The organism is Mycobacterium sp. NGS63 (assembly GCF_059812295.1).
Window position 1 is genome coordinate 1 of sequence record NZ_JCALCJ010000001.1, and the last position, 25,087, is coordinate 25,087.

Below are 25,087 nucleotides of genomic sequence, written 5' to 3' on the forward strand. Positions count from 1 at the left end.
GGGCGACACATCGCCGCTGGGTGCCCGCAAGGGCGACGTCTACCCCGTTGCCGACGGGTTCGCGCTGGACTTCGACGGCGGCCGCATGTTCTACACCACCGACACCGGGGCGAAATTCATCTTCGGGCCGATCCTGGACAAATACGAGTCGCTGGGCGGTCCGGCCGGCAGCGATCTGGGGTTCCCCACCATCAACGAGGTCCCCGGCCTGGCGGGCCCGGACAGTCGCGTGGCCACCTTCTCCGCCAGCGACAAGCCGGTCATCTTCTGGACGTCGGAGCACGGCGCGTTCGTGGTGCGCGGCGCGCTGAACGCGGCGTGGGACAAGCTGGGCAGCTCGGGCGGGGTGCTGGGCGCGCCCGTCGGCGACGAGACCCACGACGGTGAGGTCGCATCCCAGAAGTTCAGCGGCGGCGAGATCTCCTGGAACCGGAAAACCAAGGAGTTCACCACCAATCCCGCGGCGCTGGCCGACCAGCTGAAGGGCCTGCAGGTCGCGATCGATCCGGCCGCGGCGATCAACATGGCCTGGCGGGCGGCGGGCGGCGCGACCGGCCCGCTGGGCGCCAAGCAGGGCGGGCCGTATCCGATCGGCGGCGACGGGATCGCGCAGAACTTCGCCGGCGGCAAGGTGTTCTTCAACCCCGCCACCGGCGCGAACGCCCTCGAGAGCGACATCCTGGCCAAGTACGAGTCGCTGGGCGGCCCGGTCGGCAGTGACCTCGGCTTCCCCACCGCCAACGAGTCCGACGGGGGCATCGGGCCGGCCAGCCGGGTGGCCGCGTTCGCCGCGGCCGACAAGCCGGTGATCTTCTGGACCCACGACCACGGCGCGTTCGTGGTGCGCGGTGCGATGAAGGCCGCCTGGGACAAGCTGCGCGGCGCCAGCGGCAAACTGGGCGCCCCGGTCGGCGACCAGTCCGTGGCCGGTGACGTGGTCTCCCAGCAGTTCACCGGCGGCAAGATCTCGTGGAACCGGGCGAAGAACTCGTTCACCACCGAGCCGTCGAACCTGGCCCCCCTGCTGTCCGGCCTGCAGGTGTCCGGGCAGAACCAGCCGAGCACCGCGGCGATGCCCTCGCACGGCAAGAAATTCGACTGGCACCGGTGGTGGCCGCTGGCGCTGATCCCGCTGGCGGTGCTCGTCGCGCTGGTGGTGCTGGTGCTCGGGTGGCGCCGGCGCCGCGCCCGGCGCCGGCCCGCTGAGGTGACCGAGGCCCAAACCTACGAGCCCACGCCCGACGCCGACGCCGGCTACGAGCGCGCAGACGAGGGGCACTGGCGCTCCGGCTTCGGCGACAGTGGCGACACCGGCGCCGCCGGCGACGGCGGCGACACTGGCGACCTGGCCACCGACCACTTTGCGCGCGGCGACCTGCACCAGCCGCCCGACGCCGGGCCCGCGCGGGTGAGTTGGAGCCGCGGCGCCACCGCGGCCGCGGAGACCGACGAGACCGCCGACGAAGACCCCGATGCCGTGCAGACGGACTCCATCCCCGTCGTCTCGGCCGCCGCCCTGTCCGAGGCCGGGTATGCCGATGCGGCCCCGCGGGGCTATGCCGAAGCCCCCGAGCAGGGGGAGTACGCGCAGCCCGAGGACGCCGGCTACGCCGACGCCGAGTATGTCGAGGCCGAGTACGCGGACGCGGGCTATCCCGGCGAGGACTACGCCGAGCCCGGGTACCCGGACGTCGCCGTCCCACGCACGCGTCCGGAGGCCGCCTACCTCGTTGTCGACGGAGCCGAGGAACCCGACGCCGGGGAACCCGACGTCGCCTACGCCGAGGATGGTGCGGACGACGACATTCCCGACGCCGTGGTGGCCGAAGACCCGGACGTCCCGGTCGCCCTGGGGTCCGACGCGGAGCAACGCGCGGGGCGGCACGCGGCCACGGACGACGAGGAGGTGCCGGAGTCGGTCCCCGAAGCCGCCGGCGCCGCGCCGGCCGCCGGTGGGCGCCCGACGATCCACCTGCCGCTGAACGACCCGTACCAGGTGCCCGACGGCTATCCGATCAAGGCCAGCGCCCGTTCGGGGCTGTACTACACCCCGGGCAGCGAGCTCTACCACGACACGCTCGCCGAAATCTGGCTCAGCAGCGAGGAAGTCGCGCAGGCCAACGGGTTCATCAAGGCCGACTGAGCCGGCCGCCCGACGGGGCTGCGCGGCTCGTCAGACCTTGCGGATCACCGTCACGACCTTGCCGAGCACGGTCGCGTCGTTGCCGGGGATCGGGTCGAACGCCGGGTTGTGCGGCATCAGCCACACCTGACCGCCCGCGCGCTTGAACGTCTTGACGGTGGCCTCGCCCTCGATCATGGCCGCGACGATGTCGCCGTTGTCGGCGACGTGCTGCTGGCGCACCACCACCCAGTCGCCGTCGCAGATCGCGGCCTCGACCATCGAGTCGCCCACCACCTTGAGCAGGAACAGTGTGCCCTCGCCGACCAGCTCGCGGGGCAGCGGGAAGACGTCTTCGACGGCCTCCTCGGCGAGGATCGGCCCGCCCGCGGCGATCCGCCCCAGCACCGGGACGTAGCTGGGCTCGGGCAGCGCGTCCGAGCCGGCGACGTCGGTGACCGGCGCGCGCGCGGTGTCGGCCCCGTCGTCGGCGCCGCGGACGTCCACGGCGCGGGGGCGGTTGGCGTCGCGGCGCAGGTAGCCCTTGCGCTCCAGCGTGCGCAGCTGGTGGGCCACCGAGGACGTCGACGTCAGGCCCACCGCGTCGCCGATCTCCCGGATGCTCGGTGGGTAGCCGCGGGTGGTGACCGACTCGCGGATGACGTTCAGGATGGTGCGCTGCCGTTCGGTCAGCGAGGAATCCACGGAATGCAACCGGCCGTCCGCGTCGGCGGGGGAGCCGGTTGATGGAGTGTCGTTGCTGTCGCCCATGCACTGAATGTAGCCGCGCCGGCGCGAAGAATCAAACATGTGTTCGACTGGCGTGTCGCCGGGCTGCTCCGGCCGGGGCACGGCCCAGGGCCTGGGAAATCACAAGTGTGTAACTTTCGGCCGTGTCGGGTATCCAGGCGTCATGAACCGCGATGTTCAGGGGGCGTGCCCACCCAGTCGTCGGAAACTTGTCGGTGGGTCCGTCTAGCGTCGTGCTTGTGCGACACGCTTCGCTCAAATGTTCGGTAATCGAACACACGAGCGACTATGGTCGAACACACGAGCGAGAACGAGTTGACCGGAGGAAAGCCGATGACCACCATCCACGCAGGCTCGCCACGCACCAGTAGCGTCCGGCGCCCGGTCAACGGGCCGGTGCAGGGGCTTCGTCCGGGCCACCCCGCCGGTCTGGCCCGTTCCCGGCGGCCCGGCCCGTCGCGCCCGGCGGGCGCGCCGACCCGCTACTACGGCACCGGCGTCGCGATGTCGAGGGCCCCGCACCGCAGGCGCCCCGTCACGCTGGCCACCACGCTGGGGCTGGCACTGATCGCCGGGATCATCACCGTGTGGCTCGGCCTGGTCGCCAACATCGGCCAGGCGGTTAACGGCGACTCGGGGGGAGCGGCGGCCGCGGTGCCCGACCGGCTGGCCGTCGTGCGGGTCGAACCAGGGGAGTCCCTACAGGACGTCGCGCACCGGGTGGCCCCGGACGCGCCGGCGCGCCAGGTGGCCCAACGCATCCGCGAACTCAACGACCTCAACTCCCCGGCCCTGGCCGCGGGCCAGACGCTGATCGCGCCCGTGGGCTGACCCGCAGGGGAGCGCGCGGGTACGCTTTCAGTGTTCTTGCGGTTCTTGCGGTTCTGCGACCCCGCAGGTGAGCACGGCGAAGGAGCGGTCATGCACTGTCCGTTCTGCCGCCACCCGGATTCCCGGGTGATCGACTCGCGGGAAACCGATGAGGGCCAGGCCATCCGGCGCCGCCGCTCGTGCCCCGAGTGCGGGCGGCGCTTCACGACCGTCGAAACCGCGGTCCTGGCGGTGGTCAAACGCAGCGGGGTCACCGAGCCCTTCAGCCGGGAGAAGGTCATCAGCGGGGTCCGCCGGGCGTGCCAGGGCCGCCAGGTCGACGACGACGCGCTGAATCTGCTTGCGCAGCAAGTGGAAGACACCGTGCGGGCGGCGGGGTCGCCCGAGATTCCCAGCCACGAGGTCGGGTTGGCCATCCTGGGCCCGCTGCGCGACCTCGACGAGGTCGCCTACCTGCGATTCGCGTCGGTGTACCGGTCCTTCTCGTCGGCCGAGGACTTCGAGCGCGAGATCGAGACGCTGCGCGCGCACCGCAACGTGTCGGCTCCCGGCTGATGGCGCGGGCCGCTCGCTAGTCTGTTTTCATGCCCGACTTGCATCCCGATCTCGAAGCGCTGGCGCCGTTGCTGGGCACGTGGGCCGGTCAGGGCTCGGGCAAATACCCGACGATCGATTCCTTCGAGTACGACGAGGAAGTCACCTTTACCCATGTGGGCAAGCCGTTTTTGGCCTACACGCAGAAGACCAAGGCGACCGCCGACGGGAAGCCCCTGCACGCCGAGGCGGGATACCTGCGGGTGCCGCGGCCCGGTCACCTCGAGTGGGTCCTGGTGCATCCGAGCGGCATCACCGAGATCGAGGTGGGCACGTATTCGGTCACCGACGGGGTCATCGAGCTCGCGATGGCGACGGGCCCCGGTGGGACGATCGGGCTCGCCCCCAGCGCCAAAGAGGTTACGGCGCTTGGCCGTTCGTTGCGCATCGACGGCGACGAGCTGTCCTACACGGTGGACATGGGCGCCGTCGGGCAGCCCCTGCAAAACCACCTCACCGCGGTGTTGCACCGGCGCTGAGCCGAAGTCAGGTGGCGCTGCGTTCGTCGGAGCCCATGGCGTTGAGGACGGCGACGCGGGTGTCGGCGGGACCGGTGACGGTCTGCTCGCCGCCCCCGGTGCGCAGCAGCGCGCGCAGGGCGTCCTGGTCGTACTCGGCGGGCTCGGTGGTGTCGATGAAGCGCTGGACGACGTCGATGAAGCGGGCCGGGTCGTCGTGAAAGGGGAAGTGGCCGGAGCCTTCGAAGATCTCGAGGCGGGAGCCGGGCATCGCGGCGTGTGCCATCCACGCATGACGGGCGGGGACCACCACATCCTTGGTGCCCCAGACGATCTGCACCGGGATGGCCTCGGTCAAATAACATCGGTCCAGCATCGTGACGATCTGCCCGCGCCAGTCCACCACCGCGCGCAGGGTGCGGCTGAACGCCGCCGACGCCGTCGGTTCCGGCAGGTCGTCGAGGATGCGCAGCACGTTGGGCAGGTCGCGGCCCAGCCCGGTCGACCCGATCACCAGGCCGGCCAGCTTGCCCGCCAGCTGAACCGCGGGCAGCACCAGCGGCAGCCGCAGCAGCCCCAGGGCCTCGCTGCCCATCGGCAACGAGGCCAGCCGGAAGGCGACGTTGACGTCCTTGGTGACCCCGCCGGCGGCGACCAGGATCAGCCGGTCCACCAGATGCGGGAACTGGTAGGCGAATTGCATGGCCACCCCGCCGCCCAGCGAGTGCCCGACGATGGTCACCCGCTCGATGTCGAGCACGGACAGCAGGTCACGCATCCCGTTGGCGTAGGCGGCCACCGAGTAGTCGGCGCGGGGTTTGTCGGATTTCCCGTGCCCCAGCAGGTCGGGGGCGATGACGGTGAAACGCTGGGCGAGCTTGGCCTGCACGGCATTCCAGGTGGTGGAGTTGTCGCCGATGCCGTGGATCAGCAGGATCGCCGGGCCGGACCCGGCGATGCGGTAGGCCCGCCGGTAGCCGTGGATGGTGCGGAACTCGAGCGTGGGCGCGGTCACCTCACGCACCGGGCGAAGATTGCTCTTGCGCTTGCGCTCGGTCAACTACGCCGCCCTTGGTGTCGGCCCGCCAGAGGGGCGTTGAAAGGACTCAAGCCCGATCGTCGTCGTCGGGCTTCTTCTCCGCCTGCTGGGCAAGGAAGCGCTCGAACTCGGCGCCAAGCTCGTCGCCGCTAGGCAGATCCCCGTCACGCGTGAGTAACGACCTGTTCTCCTGAGCGTCGATGAAGGCATCGTACTGGCGCTCGAGCGCGGCGACCACTTGGGCCACCTCGGTGCTGGCCTGGACCTGCTCGTCGACCTTGGCGCGGATCTCGGCGGCGGCCTCGGTCAGCGCCGTCAGCGGCAGCTCGAGCGATCCGCTCTTGGCCACCTGCTCGAGCAGCGCCTGGGCGGCGGCCGGGTAGTCGGTCTGGGTCAGGTAGTGCGGCACGTGCACGGTGAACCCCACGACCTCGTGGCCGTGCTGGGCCATCCGGTACTCCAGCAGGTTGGACGCGCTGCCGGGAACCTGGATCTCCGAGATCCAGGGCTGGAAGTCGGCGATCAGTTCCTTGTGGTTGGAGTGCGCCGTCAGCGTGATCGGCCGGGTGTGCGGCACCGCCATCGGGACGGTGCCCAGGCCGATGGTGCGCCGCACGCCCAGCCGCTCGGCCAGCAGGCGCACGGCGGTGACGAAACGCTCCCACTTCAGGTCCGGCTCCATGCCGGCCAGCAGCAGAAACGGGTTGCCGGCGCCGTCGCGCAGCGCGTAGAGGCTCAGCTCGGGGTCGTCGTAGTTGGTGAAGTGGTCGGTCTTGAAGGTCATCAGTGGGCGCCGCGAGCGGTAGTCCAGCAATTCGTCGATCGCGAACGATGCGACCAGCTCGGTGTCCAGCGCGGCCCGCAGGTGCGTGGCGGCCAGGCGGATCGCGTGACCGGCGTCGGAGAACCCCTCCAAGGCGTGGACCAGCACCGGGCCGCGGCCGTCGTCCGTCGACAACTGGGGAGCCGGGAACTCGAGCTCGTACATTCCGGGCTGCCCCGGCTGGTAGTCGTCGTCGTCCGGGCTGTGATGGCGGGCCATCGGGATTTCCTCCTCTCGGGAACCCCTCCAGGGTGCCCTACCCAGTGTCGCCCGAATCGACGGGCACCCCTATGAAACAGCAAACTCCCGGGCGCGCCGTGGCCGCGCGGGATTCTGCCCGCCGCCTCGCGGTCGGGCATGATGGACACCAAATGCGCATACCGATGCTGTTGCTGTGCTCGGGGGTCGGCCTGGCGACGTTGCTGACGTCGTGCACCCGGCCCGCCGAGCCTTCGGCGCGCCCCGTGGTCACCACGCCCGTGGCCACCAAGCCGGTGCAGCGGCTCAGCCAGCCCCAGCAGACGGCGGTCGCCGGCCCGGTGGACCCCGACCGCCGCGTCGGCGCGATCTTCATCAACGACGGCCCGCTGCACGTCTGCACGGGTGCGGTGGTGCACTCGACGACCGGGAACCTGGTGATGACCGCGGCGCACTGCCTGGCCGGGGCCGCCAAGCTGATCTTCGCCCCGGGCTTCGCCGGCGACGCCCCGCCCGCCCCGGCCGACACGTGGAAGGCCGACGCCGTCTACCTCGACCCGCGCTGGACCGCCGGCAAGGACCCGCACGCCGACTACGCGATCATCCGGGTCAGCAACGACGCCGGCGTGCCCGTCGAGTCGCGCGTCGGGCTGGCGCTGACCCTGGGCACCGCGCCGCCGCCGGGCACGCACGTCACGGTGATGGGCTATCCGGCCGGCGTCGGCGGCGCGCCGATCGGCTGCCAGGCCAGCACCTCGGTCAACGACACCGGTTTTCCCGCGTTCCCGTGCCAGGGACTGGTCGACGGCACCAGCGGCGCGCCGTGGGTCAGCGGCACCACGCTGACCGGGCTGATCGGCGGCTTCCAGCGCGGCGGATGCGCGGCCGACGTGTCCTACTCCGCCCCCTTCGATGCGCAGACGGCACAGTTGCTGGCCCGCGCCGAGGCCGGCGGCCCCGGCGACCCGGTGCCCAACGACCTCGACGACAGCTGCTGAGGCTCAGCGCCGGAACTGCGACAGCGCGCGCATCTTGTTGGTCACGTCCAGCGCCGCGACCTTGTAGGCCTCCGAGAACGTCGGGTAGTTGAACACGGCGTCGACCAGGTAGTCGATGGTGCCGCCGCAGCCCATCACGGCCTGCCCGATGTGCACCATCTCGGTGGCGCTGGTGCCGAAGATGTGCACCCCGAGCAGCTTGCGGTCGTCGGTGGACACCAGCAGCTTGAGCATGCCGTAGGAGTCCCCGGCGATCTGGCCGCGGGCCAGTTCGCGGTACCGGGCGACGCCCACTTCGTAGGGGACCGCGTCCTTGGTCAGCTCCACCTCGGTGGCCCCGACGTAGGAGATCTCGGGGATCGAATAGATGCCGATCGGCTGCAGGTCGGTGATGCCGTCCGTGGGCTCGCCGAACGCGTGGTACGCGGCCAGCCGGCCCTGCTCCATCGACGTCGCGGCCAGCGCCGGGAAGCCGATCACGTCGCCGACGGCGTAAATGTGCTCCACCTTGGTCTGGAACGTCTGATCGACCCAGATCCGGCCGCGGCCCTCCACCTCGAGGCCGGCGTTGTGCAGGTCGAGGTGGTCGGTCTGGCCCTGGCGGCCCGCGGAGTACATCACCGTCTCGGCGGGGATCTGCTTGCCGCTGGCCAGGGTGGTGACGGTGCCCGCGGCGCCGACGTCGACGGCGGTCACCTCCTCGCCGAACCGGAACGTCACCGCCAGGTCGCGCAGGTGGAACTTCAGCGCCTCGACCACCTCGGGATCGCAGAAGTCCAGCATGTCGTCGCGCTTTTCCACCACGGTGACCTTGGTGCCCAGCGCGGCGAACATCGAGGCGTACTCGATGCCGATCACGCCGGCGCCGACGACGACCATCGACGCCGGCAGCGATTTGAGGTCCAGGATGCCGTCGGAGTCGAGCACCCGTTCCTCGTCGAACTCGACGCCGGACGGCCGCGCGGGCCGGGTGCCGGTGGCGATGACGATGTATTCGCCGCTGACGGTGGTCATCTCGCGGCGGCCCGGGTCCTCGACGACGATGGTGTGCGGGTCGACGAATCGGCCGTGCCCCACCAGCAGGTCGATCCGGTTGCGCATCAACTGGTTGCGCACCACGTCGATTTCCTTGCCGATCACGTGCTGGGTGCGCGCCAGCAGGTCGGCCGGCGTGATCCGGTCTTTGACGCGGTAGCTGGCCCCGTACAGCTCGCGCTGGGTCATGCCGGTGAGGTAAAGGACGGCCTCGCGCAACGTCTTTGACGGGATCGTGCCCGTGTTGACGCAGACACCGCCGAGCATCCGGCCGCGTTCGACGATCGCCACGGACTTGCCCAGCTTGGCCGACGCGATGGCGGCCTTCTGGCCGCCCGGTCCCGAACCGATGACGACGATGTCGTACTCCTGCATCGAACCCATGGATAGACGATACGGCTCACAGTCGCGACTTTCTCCACAGACGAGCCGCCGGATGTCGTTGCGCGAGCGCGATTCGACGGTGCCGGCCGCCACCGTTGGTGCCCATGACGACTCATGGAGCAGATTTCCAACTCAACCGCCCGGGGACGTTGATCGCCGCGCTGCCCGCCGTTCTCGGCTTCGTTCCGGAGAATTCATTGGTGCTGGTCTCCGTCGACGACGGGGAACTGGGCGCGGTGATGCGGGTGGACCTGTCCGACAACCTCGTGCACGGCGTCGGGCAGCTCGCCGAAATCGCCGCCGCCGCCGCGCCGCGGGCGGCGATCGCGGTGATCGTCGACGACAGGGGCGCGCCCTGTCCGGGATGCAACGAGGAACACCGGCGGCTGTGCACGGCGCTCGCAGAAGCGTTGGCGCAGTACGACATTGAGCTGTGGGCCGCGCACGTCGTCGACCGCGTGGCCGCGGGCGGGCGGTGGCACTGCGTGGACGGCTGCGGCGAGGGCGGCACGATCGACGACCCGTCGGCGTCGCCGCTGGCCGCGGCGGCGGTGTTCGACGGCCGGCGGCTCTACCGCCGCCGCGCCGACCTGCAGGCCGTGATCGCCGTCGAGGACCCGGCACGCAGCGCCAAGCTGACCGACGCGCTGCGGCGGCAGGCGGCGAAGCGGAAGCTGGCGCATCGCTCCGATCCCACCGGTTGCGCTCGCCGCGAGGTGAAGAGCGCGATTGCCGCGGCCGCCCGCGTCGCCGGCGGGGCGACGCTGTCGGCCGCCGAGCTCGCGGCGCTGGGCTGCGCGCTGCGCGACGTGCAGGTGCGCGACACGTTGTACGCCCTGGCGGTCGGCGAGAGCGCCGGGCAGGCCGAGACGCTGTGGGCGCTGCTGGCGCGCACCCTGCCCGCGCCGTGGCGCGTCGAGCCCCTAGTGCTGTTGGCGTTCAGCGCCTACGCCCGCGGCGACGGCCCGCTGGCGGGCGTGTCGCTGGAGGCGGCGCTGCGCTGCGACCCCGACCACCGGATGGCCGGCATGCTCGACCAGGCGCTGCAGTCCGGCCTGCGGCCCGAGCACATCCGGGATCTGGCGGTCACCGGCTACCGGCTGGCCAAGCAACTGGGGGTGCGGCTACCGCCGCGGCGGGCATTCGGACAGCGCGCGGGCTGACCGGCTGGGCTGGGCGTCAGACCTTTTCGACCTTGACGGCGTGGGCCATCTCGTGCGGGAGCGTGACGTTCTCGTGGCCCGGGATGAGGATGGTCACCCCGCCCCCGGCCGGGCTGGTCTCGACGGTCACCCGGGCGTTGGGGACGACGCCGGCGTCCTTGAGCCGGGTGATCAGGTCGATGTCGCCCTGCACGTGCTCGGTGAGCTGGCGCACGACCACCGCGACCGGCGACCCGCCCGGCAACTCGGTCAGCCGGACCAGGTTGACCTCGTCGGCGCCGGACTCCGGGCCCACGCCCAGATCCAAAAGACCAGGGATCGGGTTGCCGAACGGCGAGGTGGTCGGGTGGTTGAGCACCTTGACCAGCCGGCGTTCGACGTCCTCGCTCATCACGTGCTCCCACCGGCAGGCCTCGGCGTGCACTTCCTCCCACGGCACGCCGATGACGTCGACGAGCAGGCGCTCGGCGAGGCGGTGCTTGCGCATCACGGCAATCGCGAGCGCGCGGCCCTTGTCGGTGAGTTCCAGATGGCGGTCACCGGCCACGTGGAGCAGGCCGTCCCGCTCCATCCGCGACACGGTCTGGCTGACGGTAGGACCGCTCTGCTCGAGACGTTCGGCGATGCGGGCACGCAGCGGCGTCACTCCCTCTTCTTCGAGGTCGTAGATGGTCCGCAGGTACATCTCGGTGGTATCAACCAGCTCGTTCATCCAGCACCCTCCATTGACGCTGAGTCTACTTGGCCAGCTGCGCGAATGGGTGTAACGGTTCCCAGGCAAGCAGTATGCCCGCCGCTGACGCGGCGGGCATACCGTCTTGCTACTGGCTTGTGGTTGGGAGCCTCAGCTGGCGTACGACCGGAGCCGATCGGCGCGCTCGCCGTGGCGCAGCTTGGACATGACGTCCCGCTCGATCTGGCGGACCCGCTCGCGGGACAGCCCGAACAGCTTGCCGATCTGGTCCAGCGTGCGCGGCTGGCCGTCGTCCAGCCCGAAGCGCAGGCGGATCACCTGGTGCTCGCGCTCGTCGAGGGTGGCCAGCACGCTGCGGATGTCGGTGTGCAGCAGCTCGGCGATCACCGCGTTCTCCGCGGACATCGCCTCGGCGTCCTCGATGAAGTCGCCCAGCGGGGCCTCCTCCTCGGAGCCGACCGGCATGTCAAGGCTCACCGGGTCGCGGCTGTGCTCGAGCAGGTCGTTGATCTTCTCGACCGGGATGCCCGACTCGGCGGCCAGCTCCTCGTCGGTGGCTTCGCGGCCCAGGTTCTGGTGCATCTCGCGCTTGATCCGCGCCAGCTTGTTGACCTGCTCGACCAGGTGCACCGGGAGGCGGATGGTGCGGCTCTGGTCGGCCATGCCGCGCGTGATGGCCTGGCGGATCCACCAGGTGGCGTAGGTCGAAAACTTGAAACCCTTTGTGTAGTCGAACTTCTCCATCGCGCGGATCAACCCGAGGTTGCCCTCCTGGATCAGGTCCAGCAGCGGCATCCCACGGCCCGTGTAGCGCTTGGCCAGCGACACCACCAGGCGCAGGTTGGCTTCCAGCAGGTGCCGGCGCGCCGCCTCGCCATCGCGCACGACGGCCTGCAGATCGCGTTTGCGGTTCTCGCCGAGGCGTTTCCGCGTCGCGAGCAGGTGCTCGGCATACAGTCCGGCCTCGATGCGCTTGGCCAGCTCGACTTCGCCCGCCGCGTTGAGCAGCGCCGTCTTGCCGATGCCGTTGAGATATACGCGCACGAGGTCCGCCGCCGGGCTTTGGGCGTCCAGATCGCCGTCAAACCTGCTTGTGCTGGCCCTTGTGGTCGAGTCGGCCATGGCGCCCCTCCCGAATCGCTTTGTACTGTCATGTGGTTTAACGACAGATTCGACTTGGGAGTTCCCGCCCCTTTGTGATCTCACACGCCTTGACGTGCAGAAATGTGCCGACGACCTGAGAATGTCCTGAGAACAGCGGCGGGTGCGCGCTTACCGGGAACCGTCTTCGGGGTGGTCACCGCCGCGCGGGTGCGGCGACGGCTGTTGCGGTCGCCGGGGCTCCAGCGACGGCTGCACGGCCCGGGGGAACAGTGGGGTGCGCTGCCGGGTGCTGTCGAAGCGCCGGGGCTCGTCGGAGCGGCGGGGCGGCCGGTCATTGGCGATCAGCACGGCCATCCACGGCAGCGGCACCGAGGCCGCCACGATCAGCAGCGAGATCAGTCCGTTGTGCCAGGCGCCGTACGCGACGGCGGCCAGGATCAGCGCCGGAACCCGAAACGCCATCAGGGTCAGGTACTTACGCACCCGGGCGCGATGCTCCTCCTCGTAGGAGGGGGCGGCGGAGGTGATGAGGACCGGGCGGCCCTCGTCGTCGAAACCGTCGAAACCCAGCTGTTCGCCGCGCTTCATATCTCCACTGTCCCACACCGGATCGATTCCGGTACCCGGGAGTCAGGGGGCACAATGTGAGCCATGCAGACCCAGACGATCGAGCGCACCGACACCGACGAACGCGTCGACGACGGGACCGGCAGCGATACCCCGAAGTACTTCCACTACGTCAAGAAGGACAAGATCGCCGAGAGCGCCGTCATGGGCAACCACGTGGTGGCGCTGTGCGGCGAGGTGTTTCCCGTCACCCGCGCGGCGAAGCCGGGCTCGCCGGTCTGCCCGGAGTGCAAGCGCATCTACGAGCACCTCAAGAAGGACTGATCAGCCCGGCGGCTCTGCCGCGGCGACGTCGGCGACGTCGACGACGTCGCGCTGCGGCGGCGCCGGCTGCGCCCGGAAGTCCGCCACCCGCCTGCGCGTGTGCGCCCGCACCCAGTTGCGCAGCCGGTGCGCGTGCGTCTTGGGGGCGGGGAACTCCTCCTGGATGGCGGCGTTGAGTTCGGCGCCGATCATGATCGCGAAGCCGCCGAAGAACGCGAACAACAGGAAAGCGATCGGCGTGGACAGCGCGCCGTAGGTGTAGCCGGTGCTGGTGATCCACCTCAGGTAGAACCGCAGGCCCAGCGTGGCGATCAGGAACACCGCGGTGGCCAGCACCGCGCCGAAGATCAGCCGGTGCGACGGCAGCGGCACCGGCAGGGCCACCCGGTAGAGGATCATCACCCCGATCATCAGAACGAGGATCAGCGCCGGGTAGTAGCCGTAGCGCAGCACGTTGGACAGGCCGAGCGGGATGTGTTCGCCGATCTTGCGCGGGCCGACGACCACCAACGGCGCGGTCGCGACCACGACCACCAGCCCGACCACGTACAGGAACAGCGCGAAGAACCGCTGCCGCACCGGGTGGCGCAGCGGCGTCTGGTCGTGGGCCTCGACGACGGAGTCGACGAACGCCGAGATCGCCGACGACCCGGCCCACAGCGAGATCAGGAAGCCGAGCGACACCACCTCGCCGCGGGCGTTGTTGGCGATGTCGCGGATGGTGGGTTCGATGATCTCGTTGACGACGCTGGGGGAGAACACGCTATGCGCCGTCGAGATCACCTGGTGCAGGATGCTCGGCAGCATGTCCGGGCCGAACAGCGGCGCCACGTAGGCCAGCGCGCCCAGCATTCCCAGCAGCAGCGGCGGCAGCGACAGCGCCGACCAGAACCCCGCCTGGGCCGACTCGGAGAAGATCGAGTCATCCCAGCTTTTCGACAGGGTCCTGAGACTGATTCGCCAGATGTGGTGGCGGGACGGCTTTGCGACCTGATCGCTCATACCCATCCAGCATTACCGATGACTGCCCCCGCCGCCCACATTGCCGGCGGGTGAGTTGAACGGCCTAGCTTTCGCTGACCACCAGCACGGCGTCCAGTTCGGACAGCTTCGCCTCGTGCTGGTTGGCGTGGTGCTGGCAGAAGAGAAGTTCAAGTCCGGAAGGCAGCGTGGCGCGGACACGAGCGGCGGCACCGCAGCGATCGCAGCGGTCCGCTCTGGTGAGCTCGGGACTGGTCAGCGTTGCGTTCATGGCATCTCCGTTCTCGTACATTCACTCTCTCAGACGAATGGGGTTTTCGCCTTGTTCCCCGATCGTTATCGGGTGTGTCGTTTCTCACCGGTTGCTCAGGTTTAACCGGCGGGCCTTTTAAGGTGGCCGACGTGGCCTTTGACCCCGGCGTTTTGGTGCACCTGTGCGGGCGGGACGAGTGGTCGGCCGCCCGCGCCCGCGGCGGGATCGAACCGGCCGGCGGGGCCGAGTTCATCCACCTGTCGACGCCCGAGCAGGTGCACCTGCCGGCCAACCGGCTCTACCGCGGCCGCGACGACCTGGTGCTGCTGCACGTCGACCCGGCCCTGCTGGACGCGCCGGTGCGCTGGGAGCCGGGGGTGCCAACGGATCCCGACGCGATGCTGTTCCCGCACCTGTACGGCCCACTGCCCGCGCGCGCCGCGATCCGGGTCACCGCCTATCCGCCGCGGCCCGACGGCACCTTTCCGCCCGTCGTGCCGCCGGGCTCGGACACGTAGGCGTCGGCTTCGATCTCCACCAACAACTCGGGCGCGATGAGCGCGGCGACCTCGACCATCGTGGCGACCGGGCGGATCGCGCCGAATACCTCGGCGTGCACCGCCCCGATCTCGCGCCAGCGGGAGATGTCGGTCACGTAGATGCGGGTGCGGACCACGTCGGCGAGCGCCGCGCCCGCCTGCTGCAGCGCAATCTCGATGCGGCGCAGGGCATCTCGCGTCTGGGCGGCGAGATCGTCTCCGGCGCCGGTGGTCCCGGCCACCGCCACGTGCGGGCCGGTGCGCACCGCGCGCGAATAACCCACCGCCGACTCGAATTCCGATCCGGACGAGACGAGGGTGCGGTTGGCTGACATGCGGTCACGGTACGACGCCGAAGCGGCCCCCGCGACCGAATTCTCCCGAGGCGGCCTGCGAGGCCGGAGTTAGCATGCTCGGCATGACCGCACGGGGCGTCTCGCTGGACGCGCTTGTCGCGCAGGAGGCATGCTTCGCGCGGGCGTTCGCGGCCGGCGACCCGGCGATCGCGCGGGACCTCTATCAGCCCGACGTGGTGTACGTGAGCCCGACGGTGCGGCTCTTCGACTGGCCTGAGCGGATCGAGGGCGTCGAGCGCGCGCTCGAGTTCATTGCTCTCACGATCGAGGGCTGCACGGAGATCGATTACCAGGCAACGGATTGCGCCATCACCTCCGAGGGGGAGACGGCGTTCGTGTTGGTGCGCTTCGACTGGACCACGGGCGCGCAACGGCTGCGCTCGACGTACGTGGTGGTCTACCGCTACCGCGACGGCCGCATCGCCCGCCAGGAGCTTTACTACGACCCCAGCGGGCGTCTCGAGCGGCTCGGGGACGGTTGAACTGGACCCGCGCGACCTGTAACAATTTCGTAATGAGGAGTTCGGCGTTCGGCTGGGGCCCGTTATCCGACCGAGCGTGCCTCGAAAAAGTCCGCCCACGACACGATTTCGGGGTGTTCTTTGAGCAATCGCCTGCGGTGCCGCTCGGTCATGCCGCCCCAGACGCCGTACTCGACCTTGTTGTCGAGCGCGTCCGCCGCGCACTGCTGCATCACGGGGCAGTGCCGGCAGATGACCGCCGCCTGGCGTTGTGCGGCCCCCCGCACGAACAGGTCGTCAGGATCTGATTCCCGGCAGAGCGCCTGCGAGACCCAAGCGCGATCGCCCTCGGGTGCGGCGCTGGTCACGGGCACAAGACGTATTCCAGACAACGAGCCAACCCCTTCATCCCCGGCCGCAAGTCCGGCCGCCTCCCATGCTGGGATGTGCGCCACATCGTGCCCGCGCGTGTGACCTGAATCCCTACCGCCAAAGTTAGCGGGTCGGTCTCGATCCCGCAACGGTTTTCTGGCACATTCGTACCTTTTTTTCGGGACGGGGGTTCGAAGGCGGCCGCCGAGCGCCGAGGGGATGGCGGGATCCGCGCTTCACGAACAACCAGTCAGCTCGCGGAGCGGCCGGAAAACTGCCGAGAACACGGTGTTCATGTGGTGTTGGTGGTGGGGAGGAGTTCAGCGAGTTCCAGTCGCGATAGGCGACTCCGGGGAAGTAGGGGCACGTATCGCCGCATCCCATAGTGATCACGATGTCGCTGGTCTCCACCGTGCCGGGGGTAAGGACTAGGGGGACTGAGGCGGCGATGTTGCTGCCGAGTTCAGTCATCGCTCCGACGGCGGCAGGGTTCAGCTGATCGGCGGGTCGGTTCCTGCGGAACGTACGTCGATGCGATCACCGGCGAGGTGGGTGAGCTAGCGCGGCGGCCATTTGGGAACGGCCGGCCCTGTGCGCGCAGACAAACAGGACGCTGGGCTTGCGGCTCATCGACCCGCGCTGCCTGTTGGCGCCGCAAATAGGCGCGGTCGGAAACTTAGGGAAACGTAGACCAGTGCGACGAGCACGGGCACCTCGATCAGCGGACCCACCACTCCGGCCAGGGCCTGTCCGGAGGCGGCACCATAGGTGGCAATCGCCACTGCGATGGCCAGCTCGAAATTGTTGCCCGCGGCGGTGAAAGCCAAAGTGGTGGTGCGCTCATAGCCGAAGCCGAGGACGCCGCCTACGAGGGAGCCGCCACCCCACATGATGGCGAAGTAGGCCAAAAGTGGGAGCGCGATTCGAGCGACATCCCATGGCCGGGTGGTGATTTGGTGGCCTTGGAGGGCGAAGAGGATCACGATGGTGAACAGCAGTCCATAGAGCGCCCACGGTCCGACCGTCGGCAGAAACCGGCTCTCGTACCAGTCGCGGCCCTTTGTGCGCTCGCCGATTCGGCGCGACAGGTAGCCGAGCAGCAGCGGCGCGCCGAGGAAGATCAGCACGGACTTGGCAATCTGCCACGGCGAAACGCTGATCGAGGTTTGATCAAGGCCGAGCCAGCCGGGCAGGACAGACAGGTAGAACCAGCCGAGCGCGGCGAACATGATCACCTGAAACACCGAGTTCAGTGCGACCAGGACGGCAGCGGCTTCCCGGTCGCCGCGCGCGAGGTCGTTCCAGATGATGACCATCGCGATGCAGCGCGCCAGGCCGACGATGATCAGGCCGGTGCGGTACTCGGGCAGGTCGGGCAGTAGCAGCCACGCGAGCGCGAACATCAGGGCCGGGCCGATCACCCAATTGAGCATCAGCGACGTGGCCATGAGCTTGCGGTCGCCAGTCACGGTGTCGAGCCGGTCGTAGCGAACCTTCGCCAGCACGGGATACATCATCACCAGCAGCCCGATGGCGATCGGCAGGCTGATGCCGTCGAGTTGGACCGCGCCCAGTGCCCGGTCGAGACCGGGGAAGGCGCGGCCCAGCAGAAGTCCGGCGAGCATCGCGGCGCCGATCCACACCGGTAGGAATCGGTCGAGCGTGGACAGCTTGCCTACGACGGGAACGAGGGTGGCGGTGGCCGGTGTGCTCATCCGGCGGCTTTCGGGCCGCAGTCGCATGCGCAGGCGTCGGTTTCTCCGGCAGCTGGGTCGGATGCGCTGAATGTCTCGGCATCGGCCAGCTTCGTGTAGACCTCCCACTTTTCGCCGTCCGGCGCGGTGACCCACAGCTTGTCTTGGGTGGCAAAGCAGCAGGTGGTGTTCATCTCCTCCGCGGCGGACAGGCCGGCTGCGTCCAGGCGCGCGATCTCTGTACGCACCGTTTCGCTGGACTCGACCTCGACGCCGAGGTGGTTGAGCGACCCGCCCTTGCCGGGGTTCTCGATCAGGACCAGCTTGAGGTGTGGGTCAGCCACCGCGAAGTTGGCGTAGCCGGGCTTGAGTTTGGCTGGCTCGGTGTCAAACAAGTTGGAGTAGAACGTAATTGCCTCGTCGAGGTTATCGACATTAAGGGCCAATTGAACGCGGGACATGGCGGCAAACCTCCGAGGGTGTGAGACATATATCGAACTAGGGCGTGGGCCCAGCATGCCGTACCTTTTCGATATATGTCAACCTATGTGGCAGAATGACGGGATGCCAAAAGCGTTGCCCGCGATCGACACGAGCGCGCCCGTGTGTTGCGCCCCCGTGGCCTCGGGTCCAATGAGCGATGACGACGCATTGCAGATCGCGTTGCGCCTCAAGGCCCTGGCAGATCCGGTGCGGGTGAAGATCGTGTCGTATCTGTTCAGTTCCTCCGCAGGCGAGGAGATCTCGGGGAAGCTCGCGACGGTATTGGACCTCAGCGAATCCACGGTCAGCCATCACCTGAACCAGCTGCGTAAGGCAGGGCTCATAGCCTCGGATCGGCGCGGGATGAACGTATTTCACCGGGTCCGTCCGGACGCGTTGCAAGCGTTATGCGCCGCGTTGGACCCAAACTGTTGCGCCTAGCGCCACGCCGGTGACGCTGCGCGGTAAAGACCGCCCAGAGGCGGGAAGCGGTCAGTCCAGGTAGTCGCGCAGCACCTGCGACCGGCTGGGGTGGCGCAACTTCGACATCGTCTTGGACTCGATCTGGCGGATGCGCTCGCGGGTCACGCCGTAGACCTGCCCGATCTCGTCGAGGGTGCGCGGCTGGCCGTCGGTGAGCCCGAAGCGCAGCCGCACGACGCCGGCCTCGCGCTCGGACAGCGTCTCCAGCACCGACTGCAGCTGGTCCTGCAGGAGGGTGAACGACACGGCGTCGACGGCGACCACCGCCTCGCTGTCCTCGATGAAGTCGCCGAGCTGGCTGTCGCCCTCGTCGCCGATGGTCTGGTCCAGCGAGATCGGCTCGCGCGCGTACTGCTGGATCTCCAGCACCTTCTCGGGCGTGATGTCCATCTCCTTGGCCAGCTCCTCGGGCGTGGGCTCGCGGCCCAGGTCCTGCAGCAGCTCGCGCTGGATGCGGCCCAGCTTGTTGATCACCTCGACCATGTGCACCGGGATGCGGATGGTGCGGGCCTGGTCGGCCATGGCGCGGGTGATGGCCTGGCGGATCCACCACGTGGCGTAGGTGGAGAACTTGTATCCCTTTGTGTAGTCGAACTTCTCGACCGCGCGGATCAGGCCCAGGTTGCCTTCCTGGATGAGGTCCAGGAACGCCATGCCGCGGCCCGTGTAGCGCTTGGCCAGCGACACCACCAGACGCAGGTTGGCCTCCAGCAGGTGGTTCTTGGCGCGGTCGCCGTCGCGGCAGATCCACATCATGTCGCGGCGCTGGGCGGCGGGCAGCTTGTCGCCGCGCTCGGCCATGTCGGTCATCAGCTGCGTGGCGTACAGGCCGGCCTCGATCCGCTTGGCCAGCTCGACCTCTTCCTCCGCGTTGAGCAGCGCCACCTTGCCGATCTGCTTGAGGTACGCGCGCACCGAGTCCGCGGACGCGGTCAGTTCGGCGTCCTTGCGGGCCTGACGCAGCGCCTCGGATTCGTCTTCGTCCCAGACGAAATCGCCGGAGGCCTTGTCCTTTTCGGACGGCTCGGCGATGTCCTCGTCCTCTTCGGCGGCGGCTTCGCCCTTCGCGGCGGGCGCGGCCGCGGCCTCGCCCTCCTCGGTGTCGGCGGCCTCGAGGTCGGTCTCGCCGTCGGCGGTCACCTCGTCTTCCAGGTCGTCGAGGTTGAGGTCCTCGGCGTCGATGTCGAGATCCTCGACGGGCTCGCCTTCGAGATCGGGTTCGCCGTCGAGGTCCTCGACCGCGCCGTCGGTGTCGAGGGCCTCGAGGTCGGTGTCCTCCGCGGCGCCCTTGCCCGCCGCCTTGGTTCCGCGGGCGGTCTTGGCGCCGGCCTTGGCCGCCGGGCGCGTCTTCTTGGTCGCCTCTTTGGGCTCTGCGGACTCGTGGCCCCGGGTGGACTTGGCGGCCCGCGGCGCCGTCTTGGTGGCGCGTTTGGCGGGGGCGGCGCCATTGGCGGCCTTCGCCGGCGATCGCTTGGCGGGCGCCGATGGAGCCTTCGTGGCGGTGCGTTTCACCGGCTCATCGGTTGCCGCACGTGCCTTGGTCGCTGCCACTTACACCCCTTCGGTCGGACGCACTTTCGGTGGGTTTGGGCATGGTTAACCGAAAGTGTCTGCTATGTCGAATGTCGGCGTTGATATCGGCGTGTGTGTTCGCACGCTTTCTGCTTGGGCGGTCGCCGAGCACCATTGTAACGACAGCGGCCGCTCCTACCCGCCGACCGGCCAAAATTCAGTGCGTCACATCCTCGGTCGCCGCCATCGCCGCGCCCACGATGCCGGCGGTGTTCTGCAGGGCCGCGGGCACCACCGGGGTGCGGTTTCGCAGCAGCGGCACCCACTTGTCGGCCTTGCGGCTGATGCCGCCCCCGGCGATGAACAGATCCGGCCAGATCGCGTTCTCGATGGTCACCAGCACCCGTGTGACCTGCTTGGCCCACTTTTCGAAGCTCCAGCCCTTGCGCTCCTTGACCGACGACGCCGCCCGCTTTTCGGCCTCCTTGCCGCCGACCTCGAGGTGGCCGAACTCGGTGTTGGGGATCAGCGTCCCGTTGTGGATGACGGCCGACCCGATCCCGGTGCCGAATGTCAGCAACACCACCAGGCCGGTCTGCTCCCGGCCCGCGCCGTAGCGCTCCTCGGCGAGCCCGGCCGCGTCGGCGTCGTTGAGAATCACCACCTCCTGGCCGGCGAGTTCGGCGCTGATGATGTCGCGCGCGTTGGTCCCGATCCACGACTTGTCGACGTTGGCCGCCGTCTGCACGACGCCGTGGGTGACGACGCCGGGATAGGTCACCCCCAGCGGGCCGGTCCAGCCGAACCCGTCGACCACCTCGGCGATGGTCTTGGCGACGGCCGCCGGGGTGGCCGGTTGCGGGGTCAACAGCTTGATCCGCTCACCGATCAACAGCCCGGTGTCCATGTCGACGATGCCGCCCTTGATGCCGCTGCCGCCGACGTCGATGCCGAAGCCGCGACGCTGCGGCGTACCGGGTGGCGTATCCGTGGTCGAGTCGCTGGTGGTCATCGGAACTCCTCGGCGAGACTTGGCCTGTCCGCCCACCTTAGCCTCGTCTGTGCTGCGATGGACGGATGACGCAACCGCCCGAAGAGCCGGCCGCGCGACTGCGGTCCGTGGCCGAAAAGCTGGCCGCCGAGGCGGCCGAGTTCGTGCGGCGCCGCCGCGCCGAGGTGTTCGGCGCGGCAGGCGTTTCGGCCGCGGGCAGTGGCGCGGTGCGCTCGAAGTCCACCCCGACCGACCCGGTGACCGTCGTCGACACCGAGACCGAGCGGCTGCTGCGGCACCGGTTGGCCCAACTGCGGCCCGGTGACCCGATCCTCGGCGAGGAGGGCGGCGGCACCACCGCGCCGGGTGACGCGGTCACCTGGGTGCTCGATCCCATCGACGGCACAGTGAATTTCGTCTACGGCATCCCGGCCTATGCCGTGTCGGTGGGCGCGCAGATCGACGGCGTGTCGGTGGCGGGCGCGGTCGCCGACGTGGTCGCCGGGCGCGTCTACTCGGCGGCGACGGGCCTCGGCGCGCACGTCACCGACGACGGGGGCACCCGGCCGTTGCGCTGCGCCGCGGTCGACGAGTTGTCAATGGCGTTGCTGGGCACCGGTTTTGGGTACTCGCGGCGGCGCCGCACCAGCCAGGCGGCGTTGGTGGCGCGGATGCTGCCGCTGGTGCGCGACATCCGGCGCATCGGTTCGGCGGCGCTGGACCTGTGCATGGTCGCCGCGGGCCGGCTGGACGCCTACTTCGAGCACGGGCTGCAGGTGTGGGACCGCGCGGCCGGCGCGCTGATCGCCGCCGAGGCCGGGGCGCGGGTCGTGGTGCCGGAGCCCGACCCGGCCGGCGGCGCCGGACTGGTGGTGGCCGCCGCGCCCGGCATCGCCGACGAGCTGTTGGCCGCGCTGCAACGGTTCGACGGCCTGGCGCCGCTTCGGGACTGAGCCCGTCAGCAGCTGCTGGCGTGAATCTTTTGCAGCAGAAGGGGATCCGCGGGTTCGGTGGCCCCGGGGCGCAGGCCCGCCAGCACCGCGTCGATGTCGTCGTTGTGGGCCAGCGCGGTGAACTCCGTGCCGAGGGCGAGGTCGACGGAGTCGTCGGCGCGGTTGTCGTTGAACAGCTCGCTGCACGGCGCCACCAGCCACACCGCGGCCGCGGTGGCCTGCCCGGCCGTGCCGAAGCGGATCTGGCCCTGGCAGTTGAGCCGGGTGCCGGCGTAGACGGGGTCGTTGGCGGCGGTGGGTTGCGCGAAGCCAAGGTCTTTCATCGCGCCCGCGACGTCGGCGGCCTGCCCGCCGCGACCGCTGGCGTTGAGGACACGGACCTTGGTGTCGGCGAGTTTGGCCGGGTTGACGTCGGCCATCGCGCTGCGCGAAACCTGCTCGCCGAGTTGGGGCACAGCCGAGCCCGCCGACCCGGCCGGCTGGGGCGGCGGGTTGCACACCACGGCCTCGTGCACCTTCGCCGGGCGCGTCAACGCGATCGTCCACACCACCGCGGTCACCACCGCCAGGACGGCCACCACGAAGATGGCGGGCCGGGGGTTGCGGCGCCGAAAGGGCCTACCGTGCTTGTCAAAAGCGGTACCCTCGGTGATTTGTGCGACCACAGGTGCACTCTAAACGGACTGTTTAAGACTCGAGACAAGGGTCAATCCACCCGTGTGACGTAAATCACACCTTAATGGCGCGCGATACGGGCACGAATCGTTTGGTGGATGCGTTCGACGCTGGTACAAAGCGTTGCTTGAGGTAAACGAGGCCTTTGAGGGGATAGGGCAGGGGATAGATATGCCTACCGACTACGACGCTCCGCGGCGTACCGAGACGGACGACGTCTCGGAAGACTCGCTGGAGGAGCTCAAAGCGCGGCGGAACGAAGCGGCCTCGGCCGTCGTCGACGTCGACGAATCCGAAACCGCCGAAAATTTCGAGCTTCCCGGCGCCGACCTGTCCGGCGAGGAGCTGTCCGTCCGCGTCATCCCGAAGCAGGCCGACGAGTTCACCTGCTCGAGCTGCTTTCTGGTTCAACACCGCAGCCGTCTCGCCAGCGAGAAGAACGGCGTGATGATCTGTACCGACTGCGCAGCCTGATCGGTCAGCTGCGTAATGCCGACAGCACCCGCTCCGGGTGACGGCAGCTCACCAGCCAGTACGGCGTCGGGTCGTCTGGGTCATCGAGGACCACCAGAACCATCGGGCCGACCCATGCCCGGTGCAGCACAAAGGCCGCCGGATCGAGTTGGCGGCCCAGCGCTGCCGACTTCGCCGACGGCGCGATCTCGGCGGAACGGGCGATCACGGTGACCGGCAGGTGCGCGTCGCCCGCCCACAGCTCGACGCCGTCCGGGCCGGCGGTGACGCGGATCTCGATGCGGCCCAGCCACAGCAGCGCGCCCGCCGCCACGACGAACAGCGTTGCGTACGGCAGCCAGTCGGGCAGGGAGCGAACACCGAGGTTGACTTCGAAAGCGACCAGCCCGGCCAGTCCGAAGGCCAGCGGCCACCACCACCACGGCACCCATAGTCGTTCGCGATATCGCACACTGTGCGGCGCGACGCGCGTAGAAGACATGCGGTCAAGGGTAGTCTGTGGCCCCGTGTCGACCAGTCTGGCCTTTGAAGTAAAAGTAGTGCGTCTCGACCCCGAACTTCCGCTGCCCAGCCGCGCCCACGAGGGCGACGCCGGGGTCGATCTCTACAGCGCCGAAGACGTCACGTTGGACCCGGGGCAGCGCGCGCTGGTGCGCACCGGCGTCGCGGTCGCGATCCCGTTCGGCATGGTGGGGCTGGTCCACCCGCGCTCGGGATTGGCTGCGCGAGTGGGGCTTTCGATCGTCAACAGCCCCGGCACCATCGACGCCGGCTACCGCGGCGAGGTCAAGGTCGCGCTGATCAACCTCGACCCGGCCGAGCCGATCCTGGTGCACCGCGGTGATCGCATCGCCCAATTGCTGGTGCAGCGGGTCGAATTGGTCGAGCTGGTCGAGGTGTCGTCGTTCGACGAGGCCGGGCTGGCCGAAACATCCCGTGGCGACGGTGGTCACGGTTCCTCCGGAGGGCATGCGAGTTTGTGATGGCGGCATTTGGCAGAGGTTCAGACAAGGACGACGAGGCTGCGGTCGAGCAGAACGACCCGGCCTTCTCGGATGAGCTGGAAGAGCTCGACGGGCCGTTCGACATCGACGACTTCGACGACCCCGCGGTCGCCGAGCTGGCCCGCCTCGACCTGGGCTCGGTGCTCATCCCGATGCCGGAGGCCGGCCAGCTGCAGGTCGAGCTGACCGAGACCGGCGTCCCCAGCGCGGTGTGGGTGGTCACGCCCAACGGTCGCTTCACGATCGCCGCCTACGCCGCGCCCAAGACGGCCGGCCTGTGGCGGGAGGTGGCCGCCGAGCTCGCCGAGTCGCTGCGCAAGGACTCGGCCAAGGTCAGCATCAAGGACGGCCCCTGGGGGCGGGAGGTGGTCGGCACCGCGTCCGGCGCGGTGCGGTTCATCGGGGTCGACGGCTACCGCTGGATGATCCGCTGCGTCATCAACGGGCCGCACGAGACCATCGAGGCGCTGGAGCAGGAGGCGCGAGCCGCGTTGGCGGACACCGTCGTTCGCCGCGGCGACACGCCGCTGCCGGTGCGCACGCCATTGCCCGTGCAGCTGCCCGAGCCGATGGCCGAACAGTTGCGGGCGGCCGCGGCCGCGCAGCAGGAGGCCGCGCAACAGGCCTCGCAACAAGGGGATGCGCAACAGCCGCCCGCCGAGCCGGCCGCGCGCCGCAGCGTCGAGGGGTCGGCCATGCAGCAGCTGCGCACCACCACCGGCGGCTAGTACAGGCGCGCCGAGACTGCGCCCAGTGCGTGTTTTTGTGGCGG

General features: G+C 69.4%; 30 protein-coding genes and 1 pseudogene. 14 read left to right on the forward strand and 17 right to left on the reverse strand.

Annotation, left to right across the window (positions count from 1 at the left end; all coding sequences use genetic code 11):
* A partial coding sequence (locus tag AC5Y4Z_RS00005) for a sunset domain-containing protein (RefSeq protein ID WP_499960179.1) occupies nucleotides 1-2,143 on the forward strand: 2,143 nt, incomplete at its 5' end.
* A gap of 30 nt (nucleotides 2,144-2,173) precedes the next feature.
* Here AC5Y4Z_RS00005 and lexA read toward each other — a convergent pair.
* A complete protein-coding gene (gene lexA / locus AC5Y4Z_RS00010) occupies nucleotides 2,174-2,893 on the reverse strand; it encodes a transcriptional repressor LexA (protein WP_499960180.1) in 720 nt (239 codons plus the stop codon).
* 312 nt (nucleotides 2,894-3,205) lie between these two features.
* Between lexA and AC5Y4Z_RS00015 the strand changes: the two genes are divergently transcribed.
* The 3 genes from AC5Y4Z_RS00015 to AC5Y4Z_RS00025 all read left to right on the forward strand — a co-directional run bounded on the left by AC5Y4Z_RS00015 (nucleotide 3,206) and on the right by AC5Y4Z_RS00025 (nucleotide 4,776).
* Nucleotides 3,206-3,703: a LysM peptidoglycan-binding domain-containing protein gene (locus AC5Y4Z_RS00015; protein WP_499960893.1), complete on the forward strand. Its 498-nt coding sequence runs from the start codon at nucleotides 3,206-3,208 to the stop codon at nucleotides 3,701-3,703.
* A 90-nt stretch (nucleotides 3,704-3,793) separates the two neighbouring features.
* Complete coding sequence (gene nrdR, locus AC5Y4Z_RS00020; RefSeq protein WP_499960181.1) at nucleotides 3,794-4,258, forward strand: transcriptional regulator NrdR; 465 nt, start codon at nucleotides 3,794-3,796, stop codon at nucleotides 4,256-4,258.
* Nucleotides 4,259-4,287: 29 nt separating this feature from the next.
* Entirely contained in the window at nucleotides 4,288-4,776 is a 489-nt protein-coding gene (locus AC5Y4Z_RS00025) for a peroxynitrite isomerase (RefSeq protein WP_499960182.1), read from the forward strand.
* Between the two features lie 7 nt (nucleotides 4,777-4,783).
* Here AC5Y4Z_RS00025 and AC5Y4Z_RS00030 read toward each other — a convergent pair whose 3' ends face one another.
* Together AC5Y4Z_RS00030 and AC5Y4Z_RS00035 are read right to left on the reverse strand one after the other, a co-directional pair.
* Nucleotides 4,784-5,815 (reverse strand): alpha/beta fold hydrolase, encoded by a 1,032-nt coding sequence (locus tag AC5Y4Z_RS00030; RefSeq protein ID WP_499960183.1) that lies wholly within the window; start codon nucleotides 5,813-5,815, stop codon nucleotides 4,784-4,786.
* Between the two features lie 46 nt (nucleotides 5,816-5,861).
* Nucleotides 5,862-6,836, reverse strand: a complete 975-nt coding sequence (locus AC5Y4Z_RS00035; protein WP_499960184.1) for a proteasome assembly chaperone family protein — start codon at nucleotides 6,834-6,836, stop codon at nucleotides 5,862-5,864.
* 152 nt (nucleotides 6,837-6,988) lie between these two features.
* Between AC5Y4Z_RS00035 and AC5Y4Z_RS00040 the strand changes: the two genes are divergently transcribed.
* Complete coding sequence (locus AC5Y4Z_RS00040; protein ID WP_499960185.1) at nucleotides 6,989-7,813, forward strand: trypsin-like serine peptidase; 825 nt, start codon at nucleotides 6,989-6,991, stop codon at nucleotides 7,811-7,813.
* A 3-nt stretch (nucleotides 7,814-7,816) separates the two neighbouring features.
* Here AC5Y4Z_RS00040 and sthA read toward each other — a convergent pair whose 3' ends face one another.
* Complete coding sequence (gene sthA / locus AC5Y4Z_RS00045; protein WP_499960894.1) at nucleotides 7,817-9,223, reverse strand: Si-specific NAD(P)(+) transhydrogenase; 1,407 nt, start codon at nucleotides 9,221-9,223, stop codon at nucleotides 7,817-7,819.
* A 113-nt stretch (nucleotides 9,224-9,336) separates the two neighbouring features.
* Between sthA and AC5Y4Z_RS00050 the strand changes: the two genes are divergently transcribed.
* Nucleotides 9,337-10,395 carry a DUF4192 domain-containing protein gene (locus AC5Y4Z_RS00050; protein ID WP_499960186.1) on the forward strand — a complete coding sequence of 353 codons (1,059 nt, stop codon included), beginning with the start codon at nucleotides 9,337-9,339 and terminating at the stop codon, nucleotides 10,393-10,395.
* 16 nt (nucleotides 10,396-10,411) lie between these two features.
* Here AC5Y4Z_RS00050 and AC5Y4Z_RS00055 read toward each other — a convergent pair whose 3' ends face one another.
* The 3 genes from AC5Y4Z_RS00055 to AC5Y4Z_RS00065 form a co-directional block, all read right to left on the reverse strand.
* Nucleotides 10,412-11,107: an iron-dependent transcriptional repressor DtxR gene (locus AC5Y4Z_RS00055; RefSeq protein ID WP_499960187.1), complete on the reverse strand. Its 696-nt coding sequence runs from the start codon at nucleotides 11,105-11,107 to the stop codon at nucleotides 10,412-10,414.
* A gap of 132 nt (nucleotides 11,108-11,239) precedes the next feature.
* Nucleotides 11,240-12,211 carry a sigma-70 family RNA polymerase sigma factor SigB gene (sigB, locus tag AC5Y4Z_RS00060; protein ID WP_499960188.1) on the reverse strand — a complete coding sequence of 324 codons (972 nt, stop codon included), beginning with the start codon at nucleotides 12,209-12,211 and terminating at the stop codon, nucleotides 11,240-11,242.
* Nucleotides 12,212-12,361: 150 nt separating this feature from the next.
* Nucleotides 12,362-12,799, reverse strand: a complete 438-nt coding sequence (locus AC5Y4Z_RS00065) for a DUF3099 domain-containing protein (RefSeq protein WP_499960189.1) — start codon at nucleotides 12,797-12,799, stop codon at nucleotides 12,362-12,364.
* Nucleotides 12,800-12,844: 45 nt separating this feature from the next.
* On the opposite strand from AC5Y4Z_RS00065, the gene AC5Y4Z_RS00070 reads away from it, so the two are divergent.
* Nucleotides 12,845-13,084 (forward strand): DUF3039 domain-containing protein, encoded by a 240-nt coding sequence (locus tag AC5Y4Z_RS00070; protein ID WP_499960190.1) that lies wholly within the window; start codon nucleotides 12,845-12,847, stop codon nucleotides 13,082-13,084.
* Here AC5Y4Z_RS00070 and AC5Y4Z_RS00075 read toward each other — a convergent pair whose 3' ends face one another.
* Nucleotides 13,085-14,086 carry a YihY/virulence factor BrkB family protein gene (locus AC5Y4Z_RS00075; RefSeq protein ID WP_499960191.1) on the reverse strand — a complete coding sequence of 334 codons (1,002 nt, stop codon included), beginning with the start codon at nucleotides 14,084-14,086 and terminating at the stop codon, nucleotides 13,085-13,087.
* A 64-nt stretch (nucleotides 14,087-14,150) separates the two neighbouring features.
* Nucleotides 14,151-14,336, reverse strand: coding sequence for a DUF7455 domain-containing protein (locus AC5Y4Z_RS00080; RefSeq protein ID WP_499960192.1), 186 nt, complete (start codon nucleotides 14,334-14,336; stop codon nucleotides 14,151-14,153).
* A gap of 131 nt (nucleotides 14,337-14,467) precedes the next feature.
* Here AC5Y4Z_RS00080 and AC5Y4Z_RS00085 point away from each other — a divergent pair, with 131 nt between their 5' ends.
* Nucleotides 14,468-14,836 carry a DUF952 domain-containing protein gene (locus tag AC5Y4Z_RS00085; protein WP_499960193.1) on the forward strand — a complete coding sequence of 123 codons (369 nt, stop codon included), beginning with the start codon at nucleotides 14,468-14,470 and terminating at the stop codon, nucleotides 14,834-14,836.
* On the opposite strand, the gene AC5Y4Z_RS00090 is transcribed toward AC5Y4Z_RS00085, so the two are convergent.
* Nucleotides 14,776-15,192, reverse strand: a complete 417-nt coding sequence (locus AC5Y4Z_RS00090) for a RidA family protein (RefSeq protein WP_499960194.1) — start codon at nucleotides 15,190-15,192, stop codon at nucleotides 14,776-14,778. The genes AC5Y4Z_RS00085 and AC5Y4Z_RS00090 overlap by 61 nt on opposite strands.
* Before the next feature lie 83 nt (nucleotides 15,193-15,275).
* On the opposite strand from AC5Y4Z_RS00090, the gene AC5Y4Z_RS00095 reads away from it, so the two are divergent.
* Nucleotides 15,276-15,695, forward strand: coding sequence for a nuclear transport factor 2 family protein (locus AC5Y4Z_RS00095; protein ID WP_499960195.1), 420 nt, complete (start codon nucleotides 15,276-15,278; stop codon nucleotides 15,693-15,695).
* 62 nt (nucleotides 15,696-15,757) lie between these two features.
* Here AC5Y4Z_RS00095 and AC5Y4Z_RS00100 read toward each other — a convergent pair whose 3' ends face one another.
* The 3 genes and pseudogenes from AC5Y4Z_RS00100 to AC5Y4Z_RS00110 all read right to left on the reverse strand — a co-directional run bounded on the left by AC5Y4Z_RS00100 (nucleotide 15,758) and on the right by AC5Y4Z_RS00110 (nucleotide 18,201).
* Nucleotides 15,758-16,048: a WhiB family transcriptional regulator gene (locus tag AC5Y4Z_RS00100; protein WP_499960196.1), complete on the reverse strand. Its 291-nt coding sequence runs from the start codon at nucleotides 16,046-16,048 to the stop codon at nucleotides 15,758-15,760.
* Between the two features lie 328 nt (nucleotides 16,049-16,376).
* Nucleotides 16,377-17,761, reverse strand: a pseudogene (gene arsB / locus AC5Y4Z_RS00105) (ACR3 family arsenite efflux transporter); the annotation flags it as partial.
* A complete protein-coding gene (locus AC5Y4Z_RS00110; protein ID WP_499960197.1) occupies nucleotides 17,758-18,201 on the reverse strand; it encodes an ArsI/CadI family heavy metal resistance metalloenzyme in 444 nt (147 codons plus the stop codon). The pseudogene arsB and the gene AC5Y4Z_RS00110, both read right to left, overlap by 4 nt.
* A gap of 103 nt (nucleotides 18,202-18,304) precedes the next feature.
* Between AC5Y4Z_RS00110 and AC5Y4Z_RS00115 the strand changes: the two genes are divergently transcribed.
* A complete protein-coding gene (locus AC5Y4Z_RS00115) occupies nucleotides 18,305-18,664 on the forward strand; it encodes an Rv2640c family ArsR-like transcriptional regulator (protein ID WP_499960198.1) in 360 nt (119 codons plus the stop codon).
* Between the two features lie 51 nt (nucleotides 18,665-18,715).
* Here AC5Y4Z_RS00115 and AC5Y4Z_RS00120 read toward each other — a convergent pair whose 3' ends face one another.
* Together AC5Y4Z_RS00120 and ppgK are read right to left on the reverse strand one after the other, a co-directional pair.
* Entirely contained in the window at nucleotides 18,716-20,257 is a 1,542-nt protein-coding gene (locus AC5Y4Z_RS00120) for an RNA polymerase sigma factor (protein WP_499960199.1), read from the reverse strand.
* A gap of 178 nt (nucleotides 20,258-20,435) precedes the next feature.
* Nucleotides 20,436-21,230 (reverse strand): polyphosphate--glucose phosphotransferase, encoded by a 795-nt coding sequence (gene ppgK / locus AC5Y4Z_RS00125; protein WP_499960200.1) that lies wholly within the window; start codon nucleotides 21,228-21,230, stop codon nucleotides 20,436-20,438.
* Between the two features lie 65 nt (nucleotides 21,231-21,295).
* Here ppgK and AC5Y4Z_RS00130 point away from each other — a divergent pair, with 65 nt between their 5' ends.
* Nucleotides 21,296-22,162 carry an inositol monophosphatase family protein gene (locus tag AC5Y4Z_RS00130; protein ID WP_499960201.1) on the forward strand — a complete coding sequence of 289 codons (867 nt, stop codon included), beginning with the start codon at nucleotides 21,296-21,298 and terminating at the stop codon, nucleotides 22,160-22,162.
* A gap of 5 nt (nucleotides 22,163-22,167) precedes the next feature.
* On the opposite strand, the gene cei is transcribed toward AC5Y4Z_RS00130, so the two are convergent.
* Entirely contained in the window at nucleotides 22,168-22,827 is a 660-nt protein-coding gene (gene cei, locus AC5Y4Z_RS00135; protein ID WP_499960202.1) for an envelope integrity protein Cei, read from the reverse strand.
* Between the two features lie 181 nt (nucleotides 22,828-23,008).
* On the opposite strand from cei, the gene AC5Y4Z_RS00140 reads away from it, so the two are divergent.
* The gene (locus tag AC5Y4Z_RS00140) at nucleotides 23,009-23,311 is read left to right on the forward strand and encodes a DUF4193 domain-containing protein (protein ID WP_007774871.1); all 303 of its coding nucleotides are present in this window, start codon (nucleotides 23,009-23,011) and stop codon (nucleotides 23,309-23,311) included.
* Nucleotides 23,312-23,315: 4 nt separating this feature from the next.
* On the opposite strand, the gene AC5Y4Z_RS00145 is transcribed toward AC5Y4Z_RS00140, so the two are convergent.
* Complete coding sequence (locus AC5Y4Z_RS00145; protein ID WP_499960203.1) at nucleotides 23,316-23,792, reverse strand: DUF3093 domain-containing protein; 477 nt, start codon at nucleotides 23,790-23,792, stop codon at nucleotides 23,316-23,318.
* Nucleotides 23,793-23,817: 25 nt separating this feature from the next.
* On the opposite strand from AC5Y4Z_RS00145, the gene dut reads away from it, so the two are divergent.
* Nucleotides 23,818-24,294, forward strand: a complete 477-nt coding sequence (dut, locus tag AC5Y4Z_RS00150) for a dUTP diphosphatase (RefSeq protein ID WP_499960204.1) — start codon at nucleotides 23,818-23,820, stop codon at nucleotides 24,292-24,294.
* Entirely contained in the window at nucleotides 24,294-25,043 is a 750-nt protein-coding gene (locus AC5Y4Z_RS00155) for a DUF3710 domain-containing protein (protein WP_499960205.1), read from the forward strand. The genes dut and AC5Y4Z_RS00155 overlap by 1 nt, the downstream gene beginning before the upstream one ends.
* The last annotated feature ends 44 nt before the right edge of the window (nucleotides 25,044-25,087 follow it).

Coding starts and splice junctions, on each gene's coding strand:
- AC5Y4Z_RS00055 (WP_499960187.1), bottom strand. CDS start 11,107: ATGAACGAGCTGGTTGATACCACCGAGATGTACCTGCGGACCATCTAC.
- AC5Y4Z_RS00070 (WP_499960190.1), top strand. CDS start 12,845: ATGCAGACCCAGACGATCGAGCGCACCGACACCGACGAACGCGTCGAC.
- AC5Y4Z_RS00025 (WP_499960182.1), top strand. CDS start 4,288: ATGCCCGACTTGCATCCCGATCTCGAAGCGCTGGCGCCGTTGCTGGGC.
- AC5Y4Z_RS00130 (WP_499960201.1), top strand. CDS start 21,296: ATGACGCAACCGCCCGAAGAGCCGGCCGCGCGACTGCGGTCCGTGGCC.
- AC5Y4Z_RS00015 (WP_499960893.1), top strand. CDS start 3,206: ATGACCACCATCCACGCAGGCTCGCCACGCACCAGTAGCGTCCGGCGC.
- AC5Y4Z_RS00040 (WP_499960185.1), top strand. CDS start 6,989: ATGCGCATACCGATGCTGTTGCTGTGCTCGGGGGTCGGCCTGGCGACG.
- AC5Y4Z_RS00110 (WP_499960197.1), bottom strand. CDS start 18,201: ATGTCCCGCGTTCAATTGGCCCTTAATGTCGATAACCTCGACGAGGCA.
- AC5Y4Z_RS00080 (WP_499960192.1), bottom strand. CDS start 14,336: ATGAACGCAACGCTGACCAGTCCCGAGCTCACCAGAGCGGACCGCTGC.
- nrdR (WP_499960181.1), top strand. CDS start 3,794: ATGCACTGTCCGTTCTGCCGCCACCCGGATTCCCGGGTGATCGACTCG.
- AC5Y4Z_RS00035 (WP_499960184.1), bottom strand. CDS start 6,836: ATGGCCCGCCATCACAGCCCGGACGACGACGACTACCAGCCGGGGCAG.
- AC5Y4Z_RS00140 (WP_007774871.1), top strand. CDS start 23,009: ATGCCTACCGACTACGACGCTCCGCGGCGTACCGAGACGGACGACGTC.
- AC5Y4Z_RS00050 (WP_499960186.1), top strand. CDS start 9,337: ATGACGACTCATGGAGCAGATTTCCAACTCAACCGCCCGGGGACGTTG.
- AC5Y4Z_RS00090 (WP_499960194.1), bottom strand. CDS start 15,192: ATGTCAGCCAACCGCACCCTCGTCTCGTCCGGATCGGAATTCGAGTCG.
- AC5Y4Z_RS00115 (WP_499960198.1), top strand. CDS start 18,305: ATGCCAAAAGCGTTGCCCGCGATCGACACGAGCGCGCCCGTGTGTTGC.
- AC5Y4Z_RS00095 (WP_499960195.1), top strand. CDS start 15,276: ATGACCGCACGGGGCGTCTCGCTGGACGCGCTTGTCGCGCAGGAGGCA.
- lexA (WP_499960180.1), bottom strand. CDS start 2,893: ATGGGCGACAGCAACGACACTCCATCAACCGGCTCCCCCGCCGACGCG.
- sigB (WP_499960188.1), bottom strand. CDS start 12,211: ATGGCCGACTCGACCACAAGGGCCAGCACAAGCAGGTTTGACGGCGAT.
- AC5Y4Z_RS00075 (WP_499960191.1), bottom strand. CDS start 14,086: ATGAGCGATCAGGTCGCAAAGCCGTCCCGCCACCACATCTGGCGAATC.
- sthA (WP_499960894.1), bottom strand. CDS start 9,223: ATGCAGGAGTACGACATCGTCGTCATCGGTTCGGGACCGGGCGGCCAG.
- ppgK (WP_499960200.1), bottom strand. CDS start 21,230: ATGACCACCAGCGACTCGACCACGGATACGCCACCCGGTACGCCGCAG.
- AC5Y4Z_RS00155 (WP_499960205.1), top strand. CDS start 24,294: ATGGCGGCATTTGGCAGAGGTTCAGACAAGGACGACGAGGCTGCGGTC.
- AC5Y4Z_RS00145 (WP_499960203.1), bottom strand. CDS start 23,792: ATGTCTTCTACGCGCGTCGCGCCGCACAGTGTGCGATATCGCGAACGA.